The sequence below is a fragment of the Methylocystis sp. L43 genome, from assembly GCF_015709525.1.
GTDB lineage: Bacteria > Pseudomonadota > Alphaproteobacteria > Rhizobiales > Beijerinckiaceae > Methylocystis.
The window spans coordinates 25,087-50,753 of sequence record NZ_JADNRA010000021.1 but is presented as its reverse complement, the minus strand read 5'-3'; the positions used below and the strand labels follow the sequence as shown (position 1 = coordinate 50,753).

Annotated in this window: 28 protein-coding genes; 9 read left to right on the top strand and 19 right to left on the bottom strand. The window is 58.5% G+C overall.

The window, feature by feature from the left end:
• Positions 1-21 precede the first annotated feature (21 nt).
• The 10 genes from virB9 to IYX23_RS04865 are packed head-to-tail and all read right to left on the bottom strand — an operon-like array spanning position 22 to position 7,496.
• Positions 22-885 (bottom strand): P-type conjugative transfer protein VirB9, encoded by an 864-nt coding sequence (gene virB9, locus IYX23_RS04910; RefSeq protein ID WP_154453939.1) that lies wholly within the window; start codon positions 883-885, stop codon positions 22-24.
• Positions 882-1,556, bottom strand: coding sequence for a virB8 family protein (locus IYX23_RS04905; protein ID WP_154453938.1), 675 nt, complete (start codon positions 1,554-1,556; stop codon positions 882-884). Before IYX23_RS04905 ends, virB9 begins: the two co-directional genes overlap by 4 nt.
• Entirely contained in the window at positions 1,549-1,839 is a 291-nt protein-coding gene (locus IYX23_RS04900; protein WP_246695814.1) for a hypothetical protein, read from the bottom strand. The genes IYX23_RS04905 and IYX23_RS04900 overlap by 8 nt, the downstream gene beginning before the upstream one ends.
• Before the next feature lie 43 nt (positions 1,840-1,882).
• Positions 1,883-2,866, bottom strand: coding sequence for a type IV secretion system protein (locus IYX23_RS04895; protein WP_154453937.1), 984 nt, complete (start codon positions 2,864-2,866; stop codon positions 1,883-1,885).
• A 2-nt stretch (positions 2,867-2,868) separates the two neighbouring features.
• Entirely contained in the window at positions 2,869-3,150 is a 282-nt protein-coding gene (locus tag IYX23_RS04890) for an EexN family lipoprotein (RefSeq protein ID WP_154453936.1), read from the bottom strand.
• Positions 3,147-3,857 carry a P-type DNA transfer protein VirB5 gene (gene virB5 / locus IYX23_RS04885; RefSeq protein WP_154453935.1) on the bottom strand — a complete coding sequence of 237 codons (711 nt, stop codon included), beginning with the start codon at positions 3,855-3,857 and terminating at the stop codon, positions 3,147-3,149. Before virB5 ends, IYX23_RS04890 begins: the two co-directional genes overlap by 4 nt.
• The gene (locus IYX23_RS04880) at positions 3,854-6,226 is read right to left on the bottom strand and encodes a VirB4 family type IV secretion/conjugal transfer ATPase (RefSeq protein WP_154453934.1); all 2,373 of its coding nucleotides are present in this window, start codon (positions 6,224-6,226) and stop codon (positions 3,854-3,856) included. The genes virB5 and IYX23_RS04880 overlap by 4 nt, the downstream gene beginning before the upstream one ends.
• Positions 6,219-6,554: a type IV secretion system protein VirB3 gene (locus tag IYX23_RS04875; protein WP_154453933.1), complete on the bottom strand. Its 336-nt coding sequence runs from the start codon at positions 6,552-6,554 to the stop codon at positions 6,219-6,221. Before IYX23_RS04875 ends, IYX23_RS04880 begins: the two co-directional genes overlap by 8 nt.
• Positions 6,555-6,602: 48 nt before the next feature.
• Positions 6,603-6,896, bottom strand: a complete 294-nt coding sequence (locus IYX23_RS04870) for a TrbC/VirB2 family protein (protein ID WP_154454008.1) — start codon at positions 6,894-6,896, stop codon at positions 6,603-6,605.
• Positions 6,897-6,947: 51 nt separating this feature from the next.
• A complete protein-coding gene (locus tag IYX23_RS04865; RefSeq protein WP_154453932.1) occupies positions 6,948-7,496 on the bottom strand; it encodes a hypothetical protein in 549 nt (182 codons plus the stop codon).
• 198 nt (positions 7,497-7,694) lie between these two features.
• Here IYX23_RS04865 and IYX23_RS04860 point away from each other — a divergent pair, with 198 nt between their 5' ends.
• Positions 7,695-8,564 (top strand): autoinducer binding domain-containing protein, encoded by an 870-nt coding sequence (locus tag IYX23_RS04860; RefSeq protein WP_246695837.1) that lies wholly within the window; start codon positions 7,695-7,697, stop codon positions 8,562-8,564.
• A 121-nt stretch (positions 8,565-8,685) separates the two neighbouring features.
• On the opposite strand, the gene IYX23_RS04855 is transcribed toward IYX23_RS04860, so the two are convergent.
• From IYX23_RS04855 to IYX23_RS04835, 5 genes are all read right to left on the bottom strand, one after another.
• Positions 8,686-9,057 carry a hypothetical protein gene (locus IYX23_RS04855; protein WP_154453931.1) on the bottom strand — a complete coding sequence of 124 codons (372 nt, stop codon included), beginning with the start codon at positions 9,055-9,057 and terminating at the stop codon, positions 8,686-8,688.
• A 191-nt stretch (positions 9,058-9,248) separates the two neighbouring features.
• Positions 9,249-9,881, bottom strand: coding sequence for a hypothetical protein (locus IYX23_RS04850; RefSeq protein ID WP_154453930.1), 633 nt, complete (start codon positions 9,879-9,881; stop codon positions 9,249-9,251).
• On the bottom strand, positions 9,859-11,037 hold the full coding sequence (locus IYX23_RS04845; protein ID WP_154453929.1) for an XRE family transcriptional regulator: 1,179 nt from the start codon (positions 11,035-11,037) through the stop codon (positions 9,859-9,861). The genes IYX23_RS04850 and IYX23_RS04845 overlap by 23 nt, the downstream gene beginning before the upstream one ends.
• A complete protein-coding gene (locus tag IYX23_RS20140; RefSeq protein WP_246695836.1) occupies positions 11,021-11,734 on the bottom strand; it encodes a 7-cyano-7-deazaguanine synthase in 714 nt (237 codons plus the stop codon). Before IYX23_RS20140 ends, IYX23_RS04845 begins: the two co-directional genes overlap by 17 nt.
• 680 nt (positions 11,735-12,414) lie before the next feature.
• A complete protein-coding gene (locus IYX23_RS04835) occupies positions 12,415-12,981 on the bottom strand; it encodes a hypothetical protein (RefSeq protein WP_154453927.1) in 567 nt (188 codons plus the stop codon).
• Between the two features lie 154 nt (positions 12,982-13,135).
• Between IYX23_RS04835 and IYX23_RS04830 the strand changes: the two genes are divergently transcribed.
• The 3 genes from IYX23_RS04830 (at position 13,136) to IYX23_RS04820 (ending at position 15,759) form a co-directional block, all read left to right on the top strand.
• A complete protein-coding gene (locus IYX23_RS04830; protein WP_154454006.1) occupies positions 13,136-13,978 on the top strand; it encodes a type IV toxin-antitoxin system AbiEi family antitoxin domain-containing protein in 843 nt (280 codons plus the stop codon).
• Complete coding sequence (locus IYX23_RS04825) at positions 13,965-14,882, top strand: nucleotidyl transferase AbiEii/AbiGii toxin family protein (RefSeq protein ID WP_154453926.1); 918 nt, start codon at positions 13,965-13,967, stop codon at positions 14,880-14,882. Before IYX23_RS04830 ends, IYX23_RS04825 begins: the two co-directional genes overlap by 14 nt.
• An 85-nt stretch (positions 14,883-14,967) precedes the next feature.
• Positions 14,968-15,759, top strand: a complete 792-nt coding sequence (locus IYX23_RS04820) for a hypothetical protein (RefSeq protein ID WP_154453925.1) — start codon at positions 14,968-14,970, stop codon at positions 15,757-15,759.
• 621 nt (positions 15,760-16,380) lie between these two features.
• Here IYX23_RS04820 and IYX23_RS20135 read toward each other — a convergent pair.
• The 4 genes from IYX23_RS20135 to IYX23_RS04805 all read right to left on the bottom strand — a co-directional run bounded on the left by IYX23_RS20135 (position 16,381) and on the right by IYX23_RS04805 (position 18,910).
• Positions 16,381-16,560: a DUF6527 family protein gene (locus IYX23_RS20135; protein ID WP_246695838.1), complete on the bottom strand. Its 180-nt coding sequence runs from the start codon at positions 16,558-16,560 to the stop codon at positions 16,381-16,383.
• 191 nt (positions 16,561-16,751) lie between these two features.
• On the bottom strand, positions 16,752-18,167 hold the full coding sequence (locus IYX23_RS04815; RefSeq protein WP_154453924.1) for a ThiF family adenylyltransferase: 1,416 nt from the start codon (positions 18,165-18,167) through the stop codon (positions 16,752-16,754).
• Entirely contained in the window at positions 18,164-18,565 is a 402-nt protein-coding gene (locus IYX23_RS04810; RefSeq protein WP_154453923.1) for an E2/UBC family protein, read from the bottom strand. The genes IYX23_RS04815 and IYX23_RS04810 overlap by 4 nt, the downstream gene beginning before the upstream one ends.
• Positions 18,566-18,568: 3 nt before the next feature.
• Positions 18,569-18,910, bottom strand: a complete 342-nt coding sequence (locus IYX23_RS04805; RefSeq protein ID WP_210330494.1) for a multiubiquitin domain-containing protein — start codon at positions 18,908-18,910, stop codon at positions 18,569-18,571.
• 164 nt (positions 18,911-19,074) lie between these two features.
• Between IYX23_RS04805 and IYX23_RS04800 the strand changes: the two genes are divergently transcribed.
• The 5 genes from IYX23_RS04800 (at position 19,075) to IYX23_RS04780 (ending at position 25,638) form a co-directional block, all read left to right on the top strand.
• Entirely contained in the window at positions 19,075-19,467 is a 393-nt protein-coding gene (locus tag IYX23_RS04800; protein WP_154453922.1) for a helix-turn-helix transcriptional regulator, read from the top strand.
• Complete coding sequence (locus tag IYX23_RS04795) at positions 19,454-20,395, top strand: hypothetical protein (protein ID WP_154453921.1); 942 nt, start codon at positions 19,454-19,456, stop codon at positions 20,393-20,395. The genes IYX23_RS04800 and IYX23_RS04795 overlap by 14 nt, the downstream gene beginning before the upstream one ends.
• A 285-nt stretch (positions 20,396-20,680) precedes the next feature.
• Positions 20,681-21,217, top strand: a complete 537-nt coding sequence (locus IYX23_RS04790; RefSeq protein WP_154453920.1) for a hypothetical protein — start codon at positions 20,681-20,683, stop codon at positions 21,215-21,217.
• Positions 21,192-21,758: an AbiV family abortive infection protein gene (locus tag IYX23_RS04785; RefSeq protein WP_154453919.1), complete on the top strand. Its 567-nt coding sequence runs from the start codon at positions 21,192-21,194 to the stop codon at positions 21,756-21,758. Before IYX23_RS04790 ends, IYX23_RS04785 begins: the two co-directional genes overlap by 26 nt.
• A gap of 64 nt (positions 21,759-21,822) precedes the next feature.
• Positions 21,823-25,638: a DNA methyltransferase gene (locus tag IYX23_RS04780; protein WP_154453918.1), complete on the top strand. Its 3,816-nt coding sequence runs from the start codon at positions 21,823-21,825 to the stop codon at positions 25,636-25,638.
• The last annotated feature ends 29 nt before the right edge of the window (positions 25,639-25,667 follow it).

The window sequence follows — 25,667 nt, the reverse complement described above, 5'->3', positions numbered from 1 at the left end:
TCTTGAAGGTGATTGCGATCGTCATCGCGTCCGCGCGGCGCGCTGTGGCAGCCGGGCGACGCTGGGGCTCGTCGTTCGTGTGATGTGATTGACGCCTACAGGGTCGAAGGCTTCATTGAAGATGCAGAGCACCTCCGTGCCTTGGCGCAGGCGCAATTCACGCCCGACTGCGTGGATTACGACGAGTTCGCCGCGCACGTCTTTCGGCACGAGACTTTCGGTCCCGTCGGAGGCGACGAGAAAGATCGCCGGGACTTCGCGATTGCCCTCAAAGCGCAGCGTTGTTTCCTTACCATCGTCGTAAACGGCGTCGGGCTCCAGGTTCGGCGTCCCCTGCGCCGAATAGCTCCAATTGCGCGGCGCCGTGGCATTGTGGAGAGCGAAGGTTTCATCGACCGCGCGCGCCTCCATCTCATTGCGCCTCGATGCGGCGGCGTAGTGACGAGCCTCCGCCTCGTCGCCGGGATAGGCGAAGCGAACCATGAAATAGCTTTCCCCAAGCGAGCTTTCGGCGATTGACAGCTCGAATTGATAGGACCGCTTGCGGCCATCGCGGCGCGTCGTCACCACCTGCAAATTGGTTGGCGGATGCCTTTCACGCGGCTTGAGGAAGAGAATGTTGCCGGCGGGCGCGACTTCCCAGGAGACGGAATCGCCGATCGCGACATGGGCGATTTCTTCATCTTCGGAAAAGACTACCTGGGTCGAGGCGCGGATGACGCCGTTGATTTTGACCACGTTGAAGGGATCGTAGGCGACCATGCGCATGCGCGCGTCGCGCGATCCAGCTATCGGCTGCTGCAGGGCTAGACTCGGCAAGGGCGCGAGCGAAAACCCGATAGCGACCATCGCCATCGCGCGGGCGATGGAGAAGCGGTTCATCATGGCGCGGTCTCCGGATCGGAGCGGTATTCGGAGACGAGAAAACCGAGGGGATTGATCAGGCGATCGGAAGAGGAGATCGTCGCCTTCTTCTCGAACGAGAAGGCGACCGTTGCGATCCAGTGAGAAATCTTAATCTCGTCGCCATGACGGATTTCACGCAAATAGCGCACCGAGGCGAGATTAGGACCGAGGAGCGAAATCGCCTTGATGCGGATTTCGGCGACGCCGCTCTTGCCATAAGCGACTTGAGGACTGTCTGGATTTGAGCCGCGATAAAGGGTCGAAAAGCGCGTCTGCTCGCCCTGCGTCGAGAGCAACGAAATAGTGCGGAAATTCACGGGCGCCTCGACAAAACTGTAGCCCTCCCGAGCTCTCACATATTGAGCAAGAAAATATTTTGCGATCGCTTCGTCATAGGCTTGCGGCTCGTCCTTTAGCGCGGAAACCACATCGACAATGCCGGTCGCGTTGTCGACGCGAATAACGAAGGGCTCGACGGTCTTGAGCGGAGTGAGCGCCGCGACTGCGCCGATCGAGACGAAAGCGAGAGCCGAGGCCGCCGCCGCAACGCCCCAGGCGATGCGCTTCGAGCGTTGCGCCGAGCGAAGGAGATCCTGCTCCCAGAGGCGAGCGCGTTCGAAATAGGCCTTCAAATCGCCGCGCTCAACCATGGTCTCTATCCCCACAGCGCCGCGCCGAAGCGGCGATATCGAATACGGGGAGAGCGGCGGTTCGCTCGTTCGCATGCGCCCTGCCCTTGCGAATGATTGGTTCGCCAATTGCGGGTTGCGTCGGCGCCTCGATCGGCGCAGCGTTCTCCCAATCCCACAGCGACCGATTGAGCGGACGTCGCGTCCAGCCGTCGCAGGAGGGCGCGCCCGCGCCCGTGAGACTTGCGCAACTGGTTAGAGGCGTGGCGAGCGCCAGCGCCAGAAATCCCATTCGTGCCGTCATTGCGTCTCCGAAAACCATGATCTTCGAGATGGCGAGTAATGCGTTATTCCGCGGGAACGTGGCGGATGCTGCCGCCTCTCCGCCTTCGTTGCAGCGCCTGCAACGATCGTGTCGCGGCGACATGGGCGCCGGCATAGGCGCCGATCGTCGCACCCAGAGTGGCGGTAGTTGCAGTGGCAGCCATCCAGCGGTTGAGCATATGGGCGGCAAGCGAGGCGCCGCCGCCGGCGAGCGCCCCGGCGATTTCGGGCAATTGCAGAGCGATATAGGCGGCGAGGCCGAGCACCGCGCTGATCGCCACGGCGCCGACGATCAACTGGCCGCCGGTCGCGGCGTTGGCGCCGTATTTGTCGACGAAATGCCCGACGGTCGTCAGCATCAGCCCGATCAACGCGACGACGAGGACATGCAGGATCACGAAATTGGCGAGCTGGCGCGTCCAGGCTTCGCCGAAGGTGCGCGTCGCCTCGAACAGCATGAGCGCGATGAAGATCGGTCCGAGCGCCAATACGAGCGCGAGGCCGACTTTGGCGTAGAGCATGATCGCGAATTGCAGGAAGCCGCTCACGGCGGTGAAGACCAATAGGATGGCGGCGACGAGTGCGGGTACGATATCGGTCAGACCGGCTTGATCGTATATTTGCTGAGCGACCGCAATTCCCCTGGTCAGCAGTTGGTCGAAGGGCTGGCCGGACTTCATGTCGAACCCCCCGCCGGCGATCGCGCCGCTGATTTCCTTCGGCAGCGACTCGAAAAAGAGCCCCGTTACATATTGCTGATAGGAGGCGGCGTTGGTCGCGAGCAGGATGACGGAGACGATACGGATCGAACGCCAAGCGAAATCGAGAATCGGTTCCTGGATCGCGCCGCGCATGACCGCGATCCCATAGATCACGACGTACAGCATCACCGCGACGCGCAGTGGCGCATCTACGTAGGAGGTGAGATTTTGAACGGAGTTCGACACGAATAGCGTAATCGGCTGTTCGAACTCTCTCAAAAATTCGTCGAAAACCGTGACGGCCATGCTCAGTGGCCCTCACGCGAGCGGCGCAAGGCTTCTTCGCGCCCCCAGACGAAAATCTGCTTTTGCGCTTGATCGGCGTTTATGCACTCCGCCGTCTCGCGTAGCGCGCCCGGATTGGCCTTGCATCGCCGTTTCGTTGCGTCGTGCTCGGCCTCGTGCTCGAGATACCAGGCGACGTCATGGACCGGTGCCGCCGTCTTCGGTGCGGCGTCAGAAGAACTGGGTTCCTTATTGCATCCTGCGAGGCAGGTCGCGATCAGCAGAGTCAAGATAAGCGTCTTCATTGGAGGGCGGCCTTCATTTCGTCGATTGTTTGGCGCCGTCGTTCGTGTTCGCGCTCGACGTCCATGTCGGCTTGCGCGCGCTGAACCATTGCGAGGCCTTGCAGGCGTAGCACGTCGTTTTGCAGCAGCGCCTGTTCGGCCTGAAGGCGGGCGGAAAGATCGAGCACTTCCTTGGCGTCCTTGGAGGCGCTGATCTGGCGGCGCAGTTCCTCGAGTTGATCGATGCGCCGAGAGGCCGTGTCGTAGACGGCCTGACCGAGCGAGTGCTTGGCGCCCGTTTGGCGGGCGATGCGATCAAGCTCGGAGGCGTAGAAAGAGTTTCCTGGGTTTTCCGTATAGACGCGGTTTTGCGAAAGATAGCTATCGATGGAGGAGCCGAAACCGCCCGAGCCTGATCCCTTGATAAGACCCTCGATCTGCGAGAATTCCCCCGGCAGATATTTGCGGAATTCCGACGAGTTCAGGAGACTTGCGACGTCATTGGCGTTTGTGAGCCTGTTGAAGGAATCGTAGAGTTGTTTCGCCTGCGAGAGCTGATCCTGCGCGACTTTCAATTGCGAAGTGAGTGTCTCGACCTCTTTCTTCATTTCGATCAGCTGGTCGAATTGGCGGGCGAAGACGCTCGGATCGAAAACGACCTGACTTGACGCCGGAAAGGGCAGGGCGGACATGATCACGAAGGGAATGAATCGAGCAGGCGCATTCATGCGAGCCCCTTTCGGCGAGGGTGAAAAAGTGGGAGCCAGTTCGCCGGATCGTCGCCGACCTCCGCGCGCAGCTGATCGAGTAGCTCGACGGTCGCGGTGCGCCCGGAAAGGACGGCGAGGATGTCGTCCATTCCCTTGAGATCGAGCTCTGCGACCACCGCGTCGTGGCCTTGTTTCAGAAGGAAGCGACGGCTTTCGGTCGAAAGCTCTTCGCGGATGAGCCTGAATTCCGTCTTGGTAAGATGGAAACCATCGACATAATCCCGGGCCTGACCGCGGGCGTTCGGAAAGAAGATTTGCGTCGGGCATTGCTCGACGATCGTATGGGCGATCGGCGAGGCCAGCGCATCGCGCGGCGATTGCGTCCCGAACACCATCACGCCATTCTTCTTGCGGATGGTCTTTAAGCCGTCATTGGCAAGATCTCGAAAAGCCTCGTCGCCGAGCGCCTTCCAAAATTCGTCGATCGCGATGATGATGCGCCGGCCATCGATCAGCTCTTCGACCCGTCGAAACAGAACCATCATCAGCGGCGTGCGGATCACCGGGTCGTCGAGGACCTCGGTCATGTCGAAGCCGAAGGCGTGGGAATCGATGCTGATCGCGTCTTCGTCAGCGTCGAGAACCCACCCGAGCGCGCCGCCTTTGCACCAGCGTTCCAGCCGCGCGCCGATTCCTTCCGTGTCGCGTTGGCCAAGAAAGACGCGCAGCGCCGAGAAGGAGCGCTCATGGCGCGGCATAGCGCTCAGCGCCAAGAGGCCATTGTCGATCCTCTGTTCGTCGGCGACCGTTAGCGGCCTTCCCTCGACGCTGACGAGCTTGCGCACCAGCGCGCCGAGGAAGGCGAGGTTCGACGGCGTCAGATCGAAGCTCTTCAAAGGCGCGCAGCCGGTAGGCCTGCCGCTCGCCAGGGTCAGGTAAGAGCCCCTGATCGCCCGAATGAAGAGCTCGGCGCCGCGATCCTTGTCGAAGAGGACGAGCTGGCAATCGAGCTTCTCCGCCTGCGCCAGGGCGAAAGTCAGGAACGCGGTCTTGCCAGACCCCGAGGGACCGCAGATGAATGTGTTGCCGAGATCGCCGACGTGGAATGAGAAATGAAACGGCGACCCCGAGGCGGTCTTCAACGCCGCGACGGCGGGCCCCCAATGATTGCCCTCGGCCTTGCCTGAAGGATAGGCGTGGAAGGGCGAGAGCCCCGCGAAATTACGCGAAGTGATCGCGCCGGCCCGCGCCCGGTATTTAAAGAGGCCCGGTAATTGCGCCCAGAAGGCGGCCTCTAACCCCAGGTCTTCGCGGGTGACCACCGCTCCGGCGTCGGCGAGAATGCGCCGCGCCTGGCTCATCTTGTCAAGGAGAGCCCTTGGCTCATCGGCTAGGATCAGAAGCGACAGATGATGATCGCCCATGACGAAGCGGTTCGATTCAAGATCATCGAGCGCCGCGTCGAGCTCGCCAATCTGCGAGGCGGCGGGATCGTTCGTGGAGAGAAGCTGATTCTGCTTGCGCGTCATCACCGTCTTCGCTTCCGCCTTGCCAAGGAAAGCGAAGCTCTGCGCTAGGACGAGTTCGAAAGGCGCGGCGAGAAGGCCGTCGAGCAGGCCCGGCCTGGTCGTCGCCGGATAATCCTTGAACGCCAGCATGCCGGCGTAGCGCGAACCGCCGGGGCCGCGGATTTCGATCGTCTCGCGCCCGAAGATCAGGCGGTTGGCATAGAGGGCCGGTCCGATCGGACCTTTGACGAGCGGGAAGGGGAGCCGCTCGCATGCGACGAGTTCCTGGAGGAAGGCGCCAGTCTCGGAAAAGATTACGCCGCGCTGTTCAATGAGGCCGAGGCGGCGAGGGCCATAACGATCGAGCGCCGCCATCAGATCGCGCGAGACGTCATCAAGCTTCTTTAGCCCATATGCGTCAATTTCGACGCGGGCGCGCTCTGCGCGCGCGAGGCGTGAAAAGAACAGCGAGGCGCGCTCAGTTGCGTCACGTCCTGGATGCCAGACGAGCGTCAAATAGAGCTCGTTGCTAAGAAGCGTCTCGGAGACGAGCCGCGCCCGATAGGCTTCATCGAGCTCGCGTGCGAACGCTGAGCGAAAAGAGCCTTTAGGATAATCTGCGGTCCGCCGGCGGATGACATGCGTCCACAGCGCCAGCCGTTCGTCAGCTATGTTGCGCAGAGTCAGATTGAGCTTAGCGTGGAGGTCGTTGAGATCGGCTGCGTCGGCTGTCTCGAAGGAGACGCCGGAAAGTCGAATCGTAGTGATTAGCGCCCGCGTGGAGAGCGAGATCACATGCTCGGTGACATGGCGTAGGTAGGGGAGGTGAGCGCCAGCCTCCACCTCTCGCGCTTTGATACGCGCAGCGACGCTAGCCATGAGCGAGCTCCTCGGCGCGGAAGCGGCGCACGAGCCGCAATGGCGTGCAGGAAGAGCCGCCCCAAAGATTCGCATTGCGGTGACGGCCCCGCGTCTCAAACCAGGCGAAAAGAATCCGGAATTGATTGGCGTCACGCCGGCAGACGAGCCGGCAGGCGAAGTGGATCGGCAAGGCGGCCAGCCCGTAAAGCAGGCTGCCGGCCAAGACGAATAAGATCGACGAGAAGATGACGTTGAGGCCCATGGCCTCCATCGTCACGCCGAGGATCATGGCTGGGCGCGTGCAAGCGAGAAAAAGCGTGTCCTCGACGAGGCGTTCGTCGCTCATGAGCCGTTCCGATCAAAGAGATGGAGGGAAAGAGACGCAGCTCTGCGCCTATCTGCCAGTCAGCGTCGAGACGATCTCGGCGGCGCCGAACAGGATCGCGACGCCGAGAATGACGTAGCCGGCGCGCCTCAAGTCGAGATAGCCGAACATCCAAGTCATGCCGGTGATGATAATTGCGAGCGTGGCGAGCAGCTTCGCGACATTGCCGGTGAGCGCATCGACAATATTCTGGAGAACTCTTTCGACATTGGCGCTTTGCGCTAATGCGGGTTCAGTGAGAACGAGCGTGACAGCAACGCTGGCGAGCAAATGAAAGGAGAGATGACGAGGAAAGGAAAGCATCATGGATTTTGGACTCCATTTGAGACGGCCAGATATGGTTCGCAGGCGGCATTACCGTGGGGAGGGAGACGCCCGATAGACAAGGAGCGATTTTCCGGAGCCGCCGCCAAACACGTCCCATTGCTTTTTGGGCGTCTCGTGCGACTCCGCTAGAGCGGCGAACTCTTCTGGTGGAGGCGAGCGCTCCTCGCGATGATAAAATTCATCATTAACGGAAAGCTTCGCGCCTGCCGCGCTCGGAACAGCCGGGGTTTTCTGTCTTGAAAAATGTTTGGGGTCATCGTTGAGAATCTGCGCGGCGGCGCGCAGCGACGGGCAGCTCTCGAAGGCGTCCGCGACGCTGATTCCCGTCTTGTCCAAATCGCCAAATGTTAGACCGGCGAGACCGAGCCGCACATTTTGCTTGCCGACTTTCGCCTGCATCGCCAGAGCGATAGCTTCGTCCTTGGACGTCGCGAGTATTTTGATCGGCTTGCTCTCATCGATCGTGAGCGAAAGAGGCTCAAAACCGCTCGCCGCTCGCACGATCTCGATCAGCGGCACTATGTCGACGCGGGGCGCGCAACGTTCAGTGAGCGCCATGAAAGCTGAGAAGTCCATTCGGTTGCCTCCGCGGCGTCAGGCGGCGTCGCGCTGCGCTTTTAGTCCGAGCTGTCGTGGGCGGATGTTGACGGCGGCGCTGGCGCGGCGGCGGTTTAGTGAGGCGAAGCGCATCGTTCAAAATTTCCGAATCACGGATGAATTCGGGCGCAGGGAACCAGAAGCGCCGCGGCGATAAACCTGCGAAATTTCACAGGTATGGGCCAAACCCGTTCACAAAATCGCCGCATCATTATCACAGACACCATTCGCAAATTGGCGGCGGTCTTCAAAAGGATTGTGGAGGCTGTTGTCCGAACTGGGAGTGGGGGGCGCGTCGAAGCAACGGCGAGAGGCCCAAAAATGCGGCGAGTTGAAAATGCTTTTCAGGAATTCATCGATGGCGTCAGCACAGCGTCAGACAAGGCGGCGTTTCGCGCGGTCGCCGAGCGGGCGACTCAGAGATTGGGCTTTCGCAGTTTTGCCTACCTCGGGCTCTCTGAGCATGGTCCCACATTGATTTCGACGTATCCGAAGCAATGGACCACGCGCTATTTGAGCCAACGCTATGATCTTATCGACCCGGTTCTCATCCGAGCGCGCCGCGACCGTGATCCTTTTCGATGGAGCGGCCCGCAGATGGCGAAGGGTCGAGGAAATCAGGTCAAGCGGTTTTTCGGCGAGGCGGCAGAGTTCGGAATAGAAAGGGGCGTCACCGTTCCGATTCCGGCGGGCTTCGATCGGTTCGCCCTTCTCACTTTCGTGGCCGATAGGCACGGTCCCGACCTTAACGAGAAGGTTGCGAAGGCAAGGGACATCTTGCAACTCATGGGCATGTATTTTCATGCTCATGTCGAAGCCACGTTGAAGCTGCCTGTCAGCCTCGATACATCGTCCCCTCTGAGTCAACGCGAGGCGGAATGTCTCGCTTGGACGTCACGCGGCCGCACTATGGATCAGATCGGTCAGATCCTCGGCGTTAAGACGCGCACCGTCGTTTTTCATCTCGACAGTGCGCGCGCCAAACTTGATGCTGAAAACGTCGCACATGCCGTGGCGCTGGCATTGAGGCGCGGGCTGATTCCTTGAAGGGACTCAGTGCGACGTTATCGAGCTGCAGCACGAAGGGAGGCCGGATCGGGTTCTAACCCGATGCGAAAAAAAGGATACAGGGATCGCTGCTTTTTTTGGGGCTATCTCTCGCATAACTTCACTCTTCGGGACTGTCGCCCGCATCCTTCACGTTCGAATCGATCGCCTCCGGAACTGGGAGGTAGCCCAATGCGTCGTCGAAGGCGGCAAGAATCGTGAAAGCCGATTTCAACTCCGCCGTCGCTTCGCTCATTGCGAGGCGGATGTTGTGCAGCCGAGAAATGGCCTCGTGCCCGGCTCCGAGGAGATTCGATCTCGCGATCGAAGCGGCGGGATCGGAAGTCGACTTTTCTATGCGACTGCGCAATTCGACAAGCGCCTGGTGCGCCGTCGCCTCTTCCTTTTCCAAGGCTTCGACCCTGGCGAGCGCTTCGCGATAATGGAGCAAGGCTTCGACGGCTCTCTTTTCGAGATCGGAATTCTCGCTCATGCTCGCTTCTCTGAGGGCTGAAGAGGTCGCCATTTACGCCTTGAACCCGTAAAAGGATTTTTAACGCTGAGCCGACGGGCTCGTGGTCCGCAAGTCCCAGCCTCGCGAGCGCGGTGCGATCGAACTAATACGCCCGCAGTTTCTGCGGGCGTCCGTTTTGGCGGCGGCTTGTCCGCTCGCTCAAGGGACGCCTAACGCGCATCCCCTATCAGCCGGTTCCCGGTCCGGGCGGTTCTGGGTAGGCTGAGGCATTGCCGCGCCCGTTCCTGTCCTATCAGCTCGATTACCCAGTCAATGTAATGCGGCAGCACCCTCATCCGCGCTTGCAGAAGAGCGGCAAACACCGCGTCGGCGAGGCCAGTTACTCCAAGTGACATTTTGACGCTCGCGTGAGCAAGCAGATCGACTGTGCATCCGACGCGCATCATCGGATACCGCTCGTCGCAGATGCGTTTGGCTTTTCGCTCGTCGATTAAGGCTGTTGCTCCGGTTTCTGCGGCGTACGCGATGGTCGCCGCCTCGCCGTCGTCGAGCGTGTCAACGCCTCGACCGATCACCAGCGATTCAAAGTGACGTTCCTGTGATTCCGAGAGCGGAGCGACTTCAATCAGCCCGACTATTTGCAACTCGGCAATCAGCTCAGAATCCCGGCGTCCGGAACGCCGGTCCTCCGCTAGTTCAGCCATCACGACCTCGGTGATGGCAATCCGGTTTGGCAGCGCGCGCAGAATCTGCGCAGCGTATCCTGTCGCGTTCACGTTGATTGCGGTGCTGGCATCCATGACGATTACGGCGGTTGAATCAGTCAGGCAGGAGAGCCCCATCGGCCTCACTCCCTTCGATTTCCAGGCCGTCAAACATCCGGCGCAGTTCAATCCGGTCGACATGCAGCATGCGCGAGAGCTGGCCTTCAGTCAGAAGTCCGCGCCGCCAAGCCTCACCGGCTAGCAGGCCGAGACGCAGCGTCGTCGGCTGGTCAGCATCTGCCTTGTGAATATCCGGGCCGGGGAGATCACCAAGAACCTGATGCGCCTGTTCGTCGGTAATGCCGCCGTACTGCTCAAACCAATCCCAGGTTCCATCTTTGGTCAGCCCAAGCTCTTCAAGTCGCCGCACCATTGCCTCGCGCGATACGCCGAACGTATGCCCAAGGACGATTACGTGACGGCGCGTGAGTTTGGAAGATCCCGCCGTCACCTCCCGGAATTTCTGCATCACCGATCGCGCCGGCGTCAAAAACGCGCGAGCAAACGCAATCGCATAACGTTCCTCGCGGGAATTCGTCGAACCGCCGTCCAGAATTTCCGCATGCCGACGCGTGGAAACAAGGTGCGCCAATTCGTGAGCGGCAGTTTGCGCGCGCCGCTCGCGCGGGTGGTTTGCATTCAGGAGGATACAGGCCCCGAGGGAATCGTCGTAAGCAAACAGACCGGAAATGCGCCCGTGCATACGACGAACATACACTCGAACTCCAAGCTCCATTTCAAGAAGCGTTACAATGTCCAGGATGGGACTTGGCCCTAGCCCGAGCCATTGCCGCAGTTCGAGCGCATCTTGTTCGGCTTGCGCGCGCACATCGCCGTGCAGGATCGTCCGCTCTGGCGGGTAATTCCTTACGCGCTTTACCCCGAGCAGATTTTCAAGCTCGACTTCCGCTTTTGCGAGATCGGAAAGAAGCTGCGCCGCATCGGCAACAGCCTCGTCGAGCTGAATGCCAAGTTTGCGAAATTGCGGCGCCAGATCGACCTGGATTGCTTCTTTCCGCAGCAACGCATTGACAGACGTGCGGTATAATTTTGCAAGCTGTTGCAGCTCGCCAAGCCGCACGCGCCTTTGCCCCTTCTCAATAGCGATAAGGGTCGTCCGTGCGATATTCAGGGCCGCTGCAGCTTCGGCCTGCTTGAGTCGCGCCGACTCGCGCGCAAGGCGCAAACGCTCCCCAACTTCAACAGAAGGCATATCTTCAAGCAACGTGGTCATACGCGCGCTCAGTCCATCTGGACACAAATGAATCAGGCCCTAGGAATTCCATGAAGTCTTTCCACTCCTTTTCGTGTTGGGTCAGCATGCGTTCGATCCCCGTTCGCACTTCCTGTTCCGGAAGTTGAAGAGATCGCGCGAGATGACGGGTGTTTGATTCAAGTGCGGGTGCGTGAATCCGCGATCGCCGTAGGCCGGCAAGATGATCGAGGTGGAGCGCGCCTGCAATGGCATAGTTGCGCTGGGCGGCGATCTTCTTGAATCCAACCGCCGCCCCGTCCTCAAATGATCCGGCGCGCAAGTCTTCCCAAATGTAAGTCTCGGGCGCTTCGGATAAGCCCGCGGCGTGCACGCTCAGGCGCCGTAACATACAGGCCGCGCAAATGCCGCACTGACGCCTGTGCTCGTTGACGGAAGCATAGCGGTTGTCCTGCCAGCAGGACCGCGTCTCCTTCCAGTCCGCCGCCTGCGCGCTTCCCGAAACATATTCCAGCAGCGTTTCGCCCTTGGTGAACCAGAGGCGCGGAAATTCAAACCGAACGTCGTGACCGAGAAGCGACTTAAGGAAGACGCTCATTTTCGCGGTAAAGGCCGGATGGTTGCGATAATCCTCATAAGCCTGACCGACGGGCACCAGTGACGGGCCGAGGGCGCCCTGGCCGCTTTCGGGCACGAAGACGCGGTCAGCTTTCGCCATATAAGCGGCGAGCCCGCTGAGAAGCGCGAATTTGAAGCCGCGGGAACGCGCGCTCGATTCGACAAAGCGATGTTCGCCGCGGCGCACATTGTAGGGTACGCCAGCGAACGGACTCCTGCGGCCCGATGAATCGCTGGGCCGGTCGTCCGACTTCGTGCCAAGCCGCACGCGAATGAGGCGGTCACCAAATTTCCGCGACATAAAGCCGGCAACCGCCCGCGAATCTAATCCTTCGCTGAAGGGGATAATGGCTAATGATTCCGCCGGTGGAAGATTGAAAAGCCCCTGGCGCGGAGGGGTAATTGCGTTCTTGCGTTCCGTGAATTCGACGCGCCAGCGATCTCCGGTCAAAAATTCGAGCGCGTCATGAAGACTCTCGGTCACATCCCTCTGCTTCCACACTGCGGGAGCGTGGACAGGGATTCGCAGTTCGATTTCGCGCGACCACTGAAACGACGGACGGCGTTTGATCCTGTCGCAGAACTCGACAGCCGCGGCCAGCAGCAGCGCATCGAATACAAGCGGTTCCCACTTCGCAAAGAAATACGACGCGAGCGGCTCGGCCGAGAACCGCAGATTTTCATCGATGCGGCATTTAATCCAGCCCGGGCGCGAACGCACATCGCTTTCGACAACGGCGACACGGATCGCGGATTCATCATCCTCACATCTTTTCGGCATCAGAACCTCACCCCGTCATCAAGGCCTTGCAGCTTCGGCGTCGGGGACGCCGCGTCGCGATCCATCCCGAGCAGGCGACGAGCCGTTTGTTCAATCGGCGCACCGGATATGCCGTCTTCCATTCTTTCCCCCAACTTTAACGCTCGGGCCTCTTTGGTCCTCCGCAAGTAGTGCTCTTCAACCTGGCGCACGCCTCTGGCGCCGCGATCGAGCAAGGCCTTGGTAGCGCTTTGCAGCAACGCGTCCTCACCGCTTTGGCCGCTCGCAACGGCCTGCGCGACGGCGTCCACGACGGCATGCCAAAGGGAATTGCCGGGGCTGAGGCGCTTCAACGATTCCAGCTCGGCACTATTCGCACCGCCAAACAGTGAGGGCTGATTGCTGTTGCCGAGGAGTTTGCGGAGCGCGCCAAGATGAGGCGCAACATCTTCGCGCCAGTCGCCTTCCAGCGCGGGAATTGCGAAGTCTGCAAGTTGTTCGGGCTCGAATGCCGCCTTGTCCGCGCACTTCGCGAACTTCTTCCAGCCGACCCGCATTGGCAGGCTCTTATGAGGACCGTCGCTCATTCCGATTCTCCATGTCAGAATAGTCTCATAAAATATATGACAATGTCAAATGAGGGGTTTGGTTTGAAAATTAGCCTTCCTGACCAAGGATATTTGACAGAACAATAGATATTCAAACTAGCGATGAGTTTACGAATCTGGTATATTGTCAAATATGGTTGGACAAAAATCAAAACGCTCAAACCTGGAGCAGGAGCTTCCCGAAGGCCTTCTCGTCGACGCCGCTTGGCTCAAGCGGCAAGGTTATTCGCGCCAGCTCTGGAACCACTACGTTGCCACGGGTTGGCTGAAGCAGCCGGCCGCACGCGTTTTTCGCCGCGCACGGGGCGCTCTGAGCTGGCAGCAGGTCGTCATTTCACTTCAAGCCCTGCTTGCATATCCGCTTGTGGTCGGCGGCCGTACAGCGCTCGAACTGGAAGGCTACGCCCATTACCTGCCGCAAACCACCAAGGAAGTGCATCTTTACGGCCCCAAGGCTCCGCCGGGATGGCTCTCCAAGCTGCCGCTGGCGGTCCGGTTTGTCTCCCACAACGACCGCAGGCTTTTTTCCGGCGAAGCAGCCGTTCAGGCGCTGCCCGGCCTGAACTGGAATGCCGAACGCGAAGGAGGGACCGCCGATCCCCTAGATATGAGCCTCACGGTCCAGCCTTGGGGCCAGTGGGACTGGCCGTTGACCATATCGGCGCCCGAACGTGCCATACTCGAATTGCTTGATGAACTCCCTGCGCATGAGAGTTTCTATCAGGTGGATAAGCTGATGGAAGGCCTTACAAACCTGAGCCCGCGCCGGCTTCAAAAACTTCTTGCCGATTGCCGCAGCATAAAGGTCAAGCGGCTCTTTTTCTTCTTTGCCGACCGCCATCATCACGCGTGGCTGAAACATCTCGACAAAAACAAAATCGATCTCGGGAAAGGAAAGCGCATGCTGGTGAAGGGCGGCAAGCTCGATCACGCTTATCAGATCACGGTGCCGGAGGATCTTGATGGCGTTCTCTGAAGAATATCGAAGGCAGGTTGCGCTTCTGATGCGCACGCTTCCGCAAGTCGCGCAGGAAGAGTGTTTTGCATTGAAAGGCGGAACCGCCATCAATCTCTTTGTCCGCGACATGCCGCGGCTGTCGGTCGACATCGACCTCACCTATCTTCCGGTTGCCGGACGCCAGGACTCGCTCGTGGCTATCGACGCCGCCATGAAGCGCATTGCCGTCCGCATAAAACAGAATATTCCTGGCAGTCGGGTCGCTGAGTCTCAAACGGAAGGGACAGCGACGAAGTTGAATGTTCGGTCCGAGGGCGTGCAGACGAAGATCGAAGTCACTCCCGTCATGCGCGGCTGCGCTTATGAGGCGCAAACCCAAGGCGTATCTCAGGCTGTCGAAGAGCAATTCGGATTCGCCGAAATTCAGGTGCTTTCGTTTGAAGATTTGTATGGCGGCAAGATTATCGCTGCGCTCGACCGTCAGCACCCTCGCGATCTATTCGATGTACGCAATCTGCTTGCCGGCGAGGGCATCAGTGACGCCCTGCGCCGCGCCTTTATCGTCTATCTGCTAAGTCACGACCGGCCGATGGGAGAAGTGCTCGCATCCGGACAAAAGGACATATCCCGGGAATATGAACGCGGATTTCAGGGCATGACGGCGCAGCCGGTTCCCCTTTCCGATCTGCTTGCGGCCCGCGAGGAGTTGGTCGCCCGCATCGTCGGCGACATGCCGGACGATCACCGCCGATTCCTTCTATCGTTCGAGGGCGGCGAACCCGATTGGTCGTTGCTGGATGTGGCTGGCGCGAAGGATTTGCCCGCGATCAAATGGCGCCAGATAAACCTGGATAAGATTTCAAAAGAGAAGCGGCAGCAGCTCGTAGCGGAGCTTGAGGCTGCCCTGTTTTCTGCGCAGTGAGGAAAATAGGAAACAAGGAATTTTACGGAAATTGCGCCCCAATGTTGCGGATCGCAATGAAGGTTGCTGATTGTATGATGTGCGCATGAACAGAAGCTTTTCGGACAGGCACGGCTACGGTCCGCGCGACGCGGAAATCACTGTGCGAGAGGATGCGCCGGAGGACTTGCGATTCGCAGTCGCCCAGATAGCAACGGCGGCGGGAATGAGCCCGAAGACCATCCGCAATGTCGTTTGCCAGGTAATGCTCGTCGCACCCGACCGGAATAACTGGTCCGATTATCCGAATATCTGGGAAGAAGTTCTCGGCCTGCTTCAAGGCTGCGAATGGTTCAAGGTCTACGACATCGCCGAAGCATTGTGGAGAAGCCTTCAATATCAGGACGAGAATCAGAGTGTCTTTCAGGACGAGCTGAACCGGTGCTTTCGGGAAAAGGGTATTGGCTGGGAGCTAAAAAACCCGGATGGGATAATTTTCCGCGGCGGAGAGACATTCACGGCCACAACAGGTGAGGCCTCGAAGGTTTTAAAAGAATCGGGGCGCAGCGTTGCCGCGAATGAAATTCACGAGGCGCTGGCGGATATATCACGCAGGCCCTTTCCCGATCGGACAGGAGCAATCCAACACGCCATCGCCGCGCTCGAATGCACGGCGCGTGACGTGACAGGAAAGCCGAATGCTACCCTTGGCGCGCTCCTGTCTCGGCTTGATCTCCCGGAACCATTAAATACGGCCGTGGAAAAGCTCTGGGGCTTTGCATCAGATCGCGCGCGTCATTTGCGCGAGGGTCAAAATGTCGACGATCTTGAAGCGGAACTCATCGTTAGCGTTGCGTGCGCCGTCAGCGTCTTTCTTGTCAAGAAGAAAGAGTGCTAATTGGGTCGGACAGACTCCTTGAAGAGGCGCAGGGTCCGGTTGTTGGGAAACCGATTAGTTGCAGTATGATTGATATTCGTGACACGAACTACATTTTCGCCGCGCCTAGTAAGATTTTCATAAGTCATTGTTTTAGTTACATAATCCAAATTATGCGAATTTTATGATTTTCGCCGGAACACAATTGAGTAGAAAACGACGCTCATATTGTTCCACGAAAGCTTCGCCCGCATGGCATTCGTGAGGCTTCACCAACAAAAGCGACATTGCGAACGTGCTCGAAATGGCGCCTGAGACATTTTCTGCCATTCGCCGGAGGTTTGCCTCCACGCTCTTGGTATTGGAGGTAGTGACCGCGCGTTTCCGCATGAGAGGACGGGTTGCGATTTCTTTCCCAAGAGCGGATTGGGACTATACTCAGCTGAACCCCACATCAGCCTGTGATCCTGGTGCACGACAATCCCACTCGATACCCCATCTGAATGCTCGATCACGATCCATCATTTTTAGGCAGTGATTGAGCGTGATTCTTAGCCCCTTCGATCGCAATAGCCGCAAGCGTGCCACATCGGCTCTTACATGCGAATCACGGCGTTTGCATACAGCCGCGGCGACGTTCGATTAGCACCATACGACGCGGCCATTTCGGAACCAAAAATGCGAACCGCAGTCCTTTTTCCTCCAGACCGAGGGATGGAGAGTGGTAGTCCCGTCGTCATGGCGCGTAACACGCCAGCAAGGACGTTCATCGGGGAGAAGATTCATGTGTAAAACAGAGTGGCAACCGCAAGGGCAGATCATCGCTGCCTGCTCTTGGAAACCATCCTCCTCGACGATGTAGAGGGTCCGGCGCTTCAATTGCTTGGGAAGGGTGTCTTCGACCAACAACGTCGCATACGGGGGGACGATCCAATTATGTATACGTCGGTATGCACCCCGCAGAAACTTATCTGCACGCCGATATGCATTCACCAGAAGCCGAAGAAATCGGTTCACGCCTTTCGCCTTTCCGCAAGCTCCATGAGCCCCAGGAGTGGCGTAGTATCGCCGAAGCCTACCTTCGCTCCCAAGATATCACAGATTCCCTCTTCGGGGTCGTAGATGAGCTCCATACTCGCCAAACTAAACGTGACGGCGGCATAAGTGCCGTTCGGCTCCTCACGGTAGGGATGCAGGCGCGCGAGCATTTCGTTGACGGCGAGGGCCGAGGCGAACATGTTGACGCTGATGACTGCGGGCCGGTGCCCGGCTATGCCCCTGATGTAGCCATCCTCGACCTGCCGGTTGTGAGCTGTCGGGTCGTTGCGGCGCAGACCGGCGGCGGCAACATCGCTCATCGTGAAGAGGCCTCGGCTGACCAGGCTCGAACGCCCGGGACGCAAATAGTTCACGGTACCGCAAACTTCACGGATGTGGGCCAAGCCGTCGAAATCCTTGATCGCGTCCAGGCGTACGCCGATATCGAAGTAGGGAATCGAATAGTAGGACGCGATAGCGTTGAGAAGATACCGCCCGTCGATCGTGTCCATGCATCCGAAGATGATGTCACACTGAGCGACTTCGCAGATAACGTCAGGGTCCCACAGGTTTTTCTTTATAGGGATGAACCGGGTGCCGAGATCGGTGCGCTCAACCGCATCAGCAAGAACGTCGACTTTCGGACGCTTCTGCTTCACGTCATCCATGGTGGAGTTCAGGATGCGGTTGACGTTGCGCTCTTCCATGTCGTCGTCATCGACGCTGACAATCACGGCCGCGCCCAGTCTCATGAGCTGTTCAACCGTCGGGCTGCCGGTCCCCGACGCGCCGACCACCGCGAAGGACAGGCGGCGGAAGCGTTCGATCGTACCTTTGTCGAATGCTTGCGCATGCGACGCGACGAAGTTGGGCAGTTCGATGCTGCCCGCGTCCGCGTACCAAAAGTGGAGATCGTCTCCCGCGACGCTGATACAATGAATCGCATCGAAGCCGCCGGCCGCGTTCAAGACGCGCCCGAACATCTGGCCGTCCGGCAGCATCACGGCGCTGCCGTGTGGCATATCCGCCTCGACCCATCCGCGGATCATCGGCATCAGTCGTTCGTCGCCCTTATCATCCGTCATTGAGAAGGCGGCGTAGCCGCCGGGGTGGCTGTGAACCTTGACGACCGTGAGCGCTTCAGCGGCCGCCCGGTCGAGCATCGGCGCGATGTAGTCCGGCGGCCAGGTCACGCGCATCGGCGTCCGTTCGGAACAGTCTTCATAGGGAATGCCATGAATCTCGCGCACGACGAGCCTATGGCTGCGGTCGCCTGCGCGGCTGCCGCACAGTAGGATCGCGACGGCTTCGTTCCCGTCGCCGGGGAAGAGGAAGCTCTGTAAGTGCTCGTGCTGGTCGCCTGAGAAGGCCAGGGTGACGGGGGCGTTCATTTCTCGAACTCCCGGTCAAGCCAATCTTCGATCAGGATGACATGCGTCCCGATGTGATCGCGCCCGATCTTCCACGGGTTCGCGCCCGTGCGGTGGCGGGACCAGCGCTGGTAGGTTTTTCCGTCGAGTTGCTGCTGCGCCTCGGTCGCCCCGATCTTCTTTCCGTCCGCACGCACGAGCGCGGGAAAGAAGTACACCATGTTGAGTTCGGTGTTGGGGTAGCCGGTCTCGATGCGAATGGCGGCCGTCACGGTGGCGTGGTTGTATCCACGCGGCACCGGGAAATCGTGGATGAGGACCCACTGGGAGCCATCCACGATCGTTTCCCACGGCAGGCCGTATTCGTCGAGAAATTCCCGGTCGACGGGCAGCAAGTCAAATTGACGACGGAGGGTCATCGCTTAGCCCTCCGTCTGGTCGCGCGGCAGCGCCTTGAACTTCTCCACACCGGCGTGGCGGAGATCGACCTTTTCGTCGAGCCCCACCTTCCTGGGCTTCTCGCCCGCGAGCTTGATGCGGAGCGTGTAGTTCTCGGGGGGCAGCAGGCCCGCGAGGGTCAGAATGGCGCGGCCCGTCGGGTTCGGATCATGCACCACGAACGGATCGCCGTTCACGCGGATGCGGTAGCCCTTCGTGAGCGGAGGGCGCTTGCCCAGCTTGGCGTACTCTTCGAGATCGATGATCTCGTCGAGGACCTCTTCCATGCCGGGGTCGGCCCTCCTGTCTTCAAAGTTGTCAGTCATTTAACGTTCTCCATATTGGACGTATCTGGGCCACCCGGCCCTTCCACAGTTCCAATATGACATAGCGCGCTAAGGATATCAAGCATTCGCTTTGCGCGCTTGACACCTGACGAGGGCTGCGCCATAATTAAAATGAAAACAGCAATTTGCAGGAGCAAGCCGTCATGCTGGCCCCGACCGATGAAAGGAACACATCGAAAAGGACACTTGGTCAGTATCTCGCGTCGATTCGCGTGGACCGACGGATGAGCCTGCGCGACGTCGAGGAAGCCACGAGCAAGCAGGTTTCAAACGCGTACCTATCCCAGATCGAAAACGACAAGATCAAAAAGCCATCGCCGAACATTCTGCATGCGCTCGCCGAGCTCTACGCCATCAGCTTCGAGAACCTGATGGAAATGGCGGGGTACATATCCGGGACCAAGCGCGCCGATACCGAGCGGCACGGACGCGTCGCGACCTTCGCCGAGCATAATCTGTCGGCTGAGGAAGAGACCGAGATGCTCCAATACCTTCAATTCATGCGCACGAGGAAAAAGCCGGGTGACAAAAGCTGACGATAGCAGCCTCGACCCCGAAGATCGTCGCGCGGTCGAGGAGCGAGCACGGCAGCTCCTCGACCGCGCAAGCGCATGGGAAAGATTCCCCGTGCCACTCGAAGATATCCTCGCCGCCGCAAATGTGCGTGTCGCGCAGACCAGCCTTTTCGATCCCATTGCCGTCATGGAATACTTGGCGGGCAAGGCGATCCAAACGGCAACCATCGTTAAATCCGCGCTTGGCAAGCTTTTCGGGCTCTACGACTCCGCCGAAACGCTCATCCATATCGATGACAGCGCCATCAAGTCGAAATCCAAGAAGGTTTTCCTGACGCTCCACGAAACAGCGCATCACGATCTTCCCGTGCATAAGCGCATGTTTCGCTTTTTTCAGGACAGCGAACAACATCTCGATCCCGAAATCTCGGACCAGTTTGAACGCGAGGCGAACAACTTTGCCCGGTTCGCCCTGTTCAAGGGCGACATCTATGCGCGATATGCCGCTGACTGTAAGTTCGACATCAAGACACCGATCACGCTCGCTAAGAAATTCGGCGCATCCAACTATGCCTCAGCACGGGAATTTGCCCGCACTCACCATCGCGCCTGCGTAGTATATATCCTCGAACCTATCGAGATCGTTCTGGGTCACGGCGCACGGGCCACCGTCCGTCGCATCGAACCCTCGCCTTCTTTCATCCTTCAGTTTGGCAAACCTACAGACACCGTCATAACGACCGATCATTGCCTTGGCCGTATTCTTCCGATCGGTCGAAAGATGACACGCCCCACAGCCATTTCAATGACGGATCGCAACGGCGTTTCTCACGAGTGCGTGGCGGAGGCTTTCGACACGACGCACAATGTCATCATTCTGCTTTATCCGGTGAAAGTACTTGGCAAACCGACAATCATCCTTCCGCCGGATTTCAAAAAAGTCGTTTAGCCGGCATGACTAAGGCCGCGACAGAACGATTCGGATATTGCGCAGGTTGAAGCTCTCCGCGCGCAGCTCCGGAGAATCAGGCAGAGGCCGCAAAGGCGCCGATTACGGGGTCATCTAATGTGGTGCGACAATCTCCCGGGAAAATCATGGACAAGCCTTTGGTCAGATTACGTATTGTGCGGAGGGGACTGTCCCGGCATTCGCAGGATTGATGCGCCCTGCCCCGCGTGCGGTTCCGACCCGTTCGATACTTCACCCTCCATCAGGACCATAAGTGATGAGCGGATGGTCATCCATCCCACTTTCGCAGGTGCTGAAGGTCGCTATGAGGACTACATCTATCTCCAGATGCTCCAGCGCGAGTGGGAGCGGCCAACGGCCGAGTTTGAACGCTTCTCACATTTCGCAGATTCGGAACGTCCATCCGCTCGGGCGGCTTTAGTGGTGCTGTTCTGGGGCTACTTCGAGACGCGTGTCGAGCGGCTTCACCGAACCGCGATGCGCGGGCTTCCACAACGAGTTTTAGATGACGAGCTTCGGCGTTACTCCGGAATCGGGAGCCGCCTCCACGACCTGTACAAAATATTCTTTGGGACGGACTATTTCGAAGATCTTCGAGCGCACGGATTTTCGGTAGTTGCCGATTTGCTAAAAGACATCCACGAACGCAGAAACGAGTTCACTCACGGAAAGCCGCAGGCGATCAACGACGCGACGGTGAATGCACTCGTCGAGAACCTTAAAGGCGAACACGAGGCGTGGATCGCGGTATACAACAGACGAGTAGGGTCCCAAGATGACCGAGGCGCTCCCGAAGGTTGATCGCCAGTTCCTAAGCATTCTTGTGCGCGGCGCCGAAGAGACGTTCGACAACGCCGAGCAGCTCTATTTTGAGGCAGAAATTTTGGCAAAAGCCGGTGCCACGGCGCGAGCACTTTGCCTTCATCAGATTTCGCTCGAGGAATGCTCGAAGGTCGAGAACATCGGCGCATGGGCAACCAGCTTACTGTCTGGCCTTCCGGTGGATCAGAACAAAGTTCTTGCGTCATTCAGGCGTCATTCCTCCAAGAACAAGAGCAATGCATATATGCTGGAGGGATCGCAGGCAGAGAAACACGCGAAGGCACGCGGTGATTGGAAAGCTGTGCGCAAGGAATTCAAGAAGCTGCAGATGGAATTTCATGAGGCGTCGAATGATGCGAAAAATGGGTCCCTATATCCGCCGCAGCCGGGAGGAGAGTCGCGAGGCGCCCGTCGCGAACCCGGTGCATGTGATTTTCTATCGCGCGATACAGCCGGGCATCGTCGAGATCGTCCGGGTGCTGCACGACCGTATGGAGCCGAGTCGGCATTTCGGGCCTGAGGCGGCGTTAGCAAAGAAGTAGGGGAATAATCGATGCCTGTTCGGCCGGGGATTCGAACGCGCAATGACTGAACTGTTCAGTTCGTTTATTTCGAAAGCGTTCCTGCGTTCCGTTTGGGCGCTTGAGTTCGAGGCTTTCAAGGGCTCGGAGGAGGAAGCGGCACTCGATGATCGGCTGCGGCGTTGGTCCGAACGGAAGGACCTTCGGGAGACTTCCGCCGAGGCCGCTTTCATCCATGAGTTTTTTCACGACACGTGGGGTCACACGCAAACCGGACAAGCGGGTGCTGAGGGTGGCTCGTTCACGCTGTGGCCGAAATTTCCGATCGCGGGGGCGGGCGAGCGAGGCGGAGTGGGGACGGCGGACCTTGCCATCGGGTTCTTCCAAAAGGATGAGCAGAACCCAATTCCGCAGATTGTATGCGAGTTCAAAGATATTCGATCAGACCTGGATGCGCCGCAGAAGCGAAAAGGCAATAACCGATCGCCCGTTCGGCAATGTCTCGACTACTTGAGCTACGCCCGACGCGGGCTATTCCCCACGGACCCGATCCTTCCGACTTGGGGGATCGTGACCGACATGAACGAGTTTCGCCTTTATTGGTTCGATAAGGGGCACCACCAATCCGTCCGCTTCACAATCCGAGCTGAGGAACTGTTCAAAGGCGGAAGTCTGATCTCAGCCGGCGAGGCTTCTCGCTTCGACCGCTTTCTTTTCCGCAAAATCCTCCATCGCGATACGCTCATATCGCCGACCGGTCGCTCGTTGCTCGTTAGCCTCATTGGGCAGCAACGGTTCAATGATCGGCAGCTCGAAAACACCTTCTATGCCGAATATCGGAAATTTCGCGAACGCCTCTATCTCACGCTGCTACAGCACAACGGCGAGGGCACGCCCCGCTTCCCAGGCACGCGCGGGCGTCTCGTTCGGCTCGCGCAAAAAATCCTCGATCGATGCATCTTCATCTTCTTCTGCGAGGACATGGGCCAGGCGCTGGCTTTCCCACCGAAGCTGCTCCAAGAGTTTCTTATCGACCGGAGCAATGACCCCTATTTCGATGCGGACGGTACAACGATTTGGCAGGACATGCTTCGCCTTTTCAAGGCGATGAACGAAGGGCGGGCTTTTGGCGGAAAGGCACTCAATCAATTCAACGGCGGTCTCTTTGCCCAAGATGACGCTCTTGAGAAGCTCCATGTGCCCAACTCGGTCTTTTGTCAGCACATGCAAGGAGCGAACGAGGGGAGCCTGTGTTCGTTCAGAGAAACGCTCCTTTATCTTTGTGCCTCCTACAACTATGCTACCGACCTCGGCCGCGCAGACGGGGCGCGATCATTTGACCGCGATCCGTCCAAGAGCCTCGGGCTTTACACACTCGGGCGAATCTTCGAGCAATCCATCACCGAGTTGGAGATCCTAGAAGCGGAGGCCGACAACCGGCCTTCGATCAACAAGGAGAGCAAGCGAAAGCGCGATGGCGTTTATTATACGCCAGAGTGGGTGGTTGAACGGATCGTGGACGAGACGCTCGGGCCGCGGCTTGCCGAGATCAAGAAGGAGTGCGGGTGGCCGGCCAAGGGTGATCCCTCGCTCGAAGTCATCGACGCGTATTCGGCACGGCTGAAGAGCCTAACCGTAATTGATCCGGCCTGTGGTTCCGGCGCCTTCCTCATCACCGTTCTGCGCTATCTCGTCGAGGCATGGCATGAGGTGCAGGGCTTACGGCGACAGATCACAAAAGGTCGGGCAGAAAAGGATAGCGACGACGAGCTCATTGCCGACATCCTGAAGTCAAATATCTACGGCGTTGATATCAATCCGGCGTCAGTGGAGATTGCTCGCCTCGCGCTTTGGCTCCACACGGCGCGAGGCGATAAGCCCCTCTCCTCGCTTGATGAGAACATCCGCGAAGGCAATAGCCTGATCGGAAGCGAGTTCTACAAGGGCCAGATCGATCTCGCACTTTACGATGACGTGCAGAAGGAGCGCGTAAATGCGTTCGATTGGGAGACCGCCTTTCCCGAGGTGTTTGCCAGAGGCGGTTTCGATGCGGTCGTAGGCAATCCGCCATACGTCAAGCTCCAGAATTTCCGAACGGTTCACGCTGACATGGCGCTGTACCTCCGTGACGGGCGCGCTGGCGTTGGAACGAAGCCATATGCAAGCACTCAAACGGGAAATTTTGATCTCTACCTGCCCTTCATCGAAAAGGGGATCAGGCTTCTCAACGACAAAGGGCGGCTAGGTTACATCGCGCCGAGCCTATGGACCGCCAACGAGTACGGCGAAGGCTTGCGCAGCCTAATTTCTAAAGGTCGGAATTTGGACCGTTGGATCGACTTCAAGGCGTTTCAAATCTTCGAGGAGTCGATCACTTACACCGCGCTCCAATTCTTCACGAAGATGGCCAACGAATCGATCCGCGTCGCCGATGCTCCGGCAGGGGACATTCCGCCTGAGCCTTGGGCAGATGGCGGCCTGGCCCTGCCTTATGGCCGCGAAGTATTTGGAGGCCGATGGCTGCTCCTTACTGGGCAAGAGCGGGCCTTAATGGACCGATTATATGAGCACTGCAAGCGATTGGACGATCCGACTATTTCGTCAGATATCTTCCAGGGCGTTAAGACTGGCGCCGACCAAGTTTACAAGCTCAAGAAGATAGCGGGTGGTCGATATCTCTGCATGCCTGACGAAAGCGCTCCATATGAAGTGGCGCTCGAAGACGCGCTTTTGTTTCCAATCCTTAGCGGGCCCGAGTCGAAAAGGTACAACAAGCCCGACACGCAAACCTATTTGCTCTTTCCGTATGAAAGAAGCGACGGCGTGGCGAAGCTCATCCCGAGTACGAGGATGCAATCGACGTTCCCGCGATGCTGGAAATACCTCGAAAGTTGGAAAGAGCTTCTGATCCAGCGAGACAACGGAGAGCTGAACGACGATGCTTGGTACCGGTTCAGTCGCTCTCAGAGTCTGAACAGAGTTGGCGCACCCAAGCTTGTCGCAGCGGGAACGGTTCCCTCACTGCGGTTCTCTTACGATGAGGATGGCGGGTTTTTCTTGACCGGCGGACGGGTTGACGGTGTCGTTCCTGTCGGAGGCATGGACCCATGGTTCTTGCTGGGAATCCTCAATGCACCCGTAGCTGATTTTGTATTCCGGCGCATTGGAAGGGTCAAAGCCGGCGGCTTCTTTGAGGCCAATAAGCAGTTCATAGCGCCTCTACCGATTCCTCCAGCTTCTGACGAGGAGCGAGCTATCGTTGCGACCAAGGCGAAAGCGCTCCAGCGCGATCATACAGCGCGTCGTGATACGCTTGAAAAGATTTCACGCCGTCTGTCGGCCGCACGTACTCGCAACAAGCCGGAAACGTGGTTGTTCCCTGAGCTTAAGTCAAAGCGTGATCTGATAGCGGACGCGCCCGTTCGTCTCGATGCTGGCAAGAAGCGGGAATGGGCAGAGCAACGATACAATCTCGATCTCACCACTCGCCATGACGCGATCTCGGCCCGCCTTATACCGGGCTCATCCCTTTCGGCTTCATTCAAAGACGGCGAGTTATCAATCTTGATCGATGGAGTGCCGGTCATCGACCGCATTTTCGTTGACAACGCTGAAGGCGAATTCGTACTTGCGCAATGGAAGCTTCTGGCCGCTACCTTCGCCATCACAGAGAAGACGGATAGCAAGAAGCTTGCCAATGCTCTCCGCAAACTCGTTGTCGCAGACAACCCTGCTCTCGTGCAGCAAATCATCACCCTTGAAGGTGAGCTGTCCGAGCTGGAAACCAAGATCGAGCGCGAGGAGGCGGAGATAAACGCATTACTCAACGGCCTCTACGGCCTGACAGAGGCTGAAGCTCGGTTGATTGAGAACGGATAGCTGTCATCGAAAAGGCCTCGACGCATGCC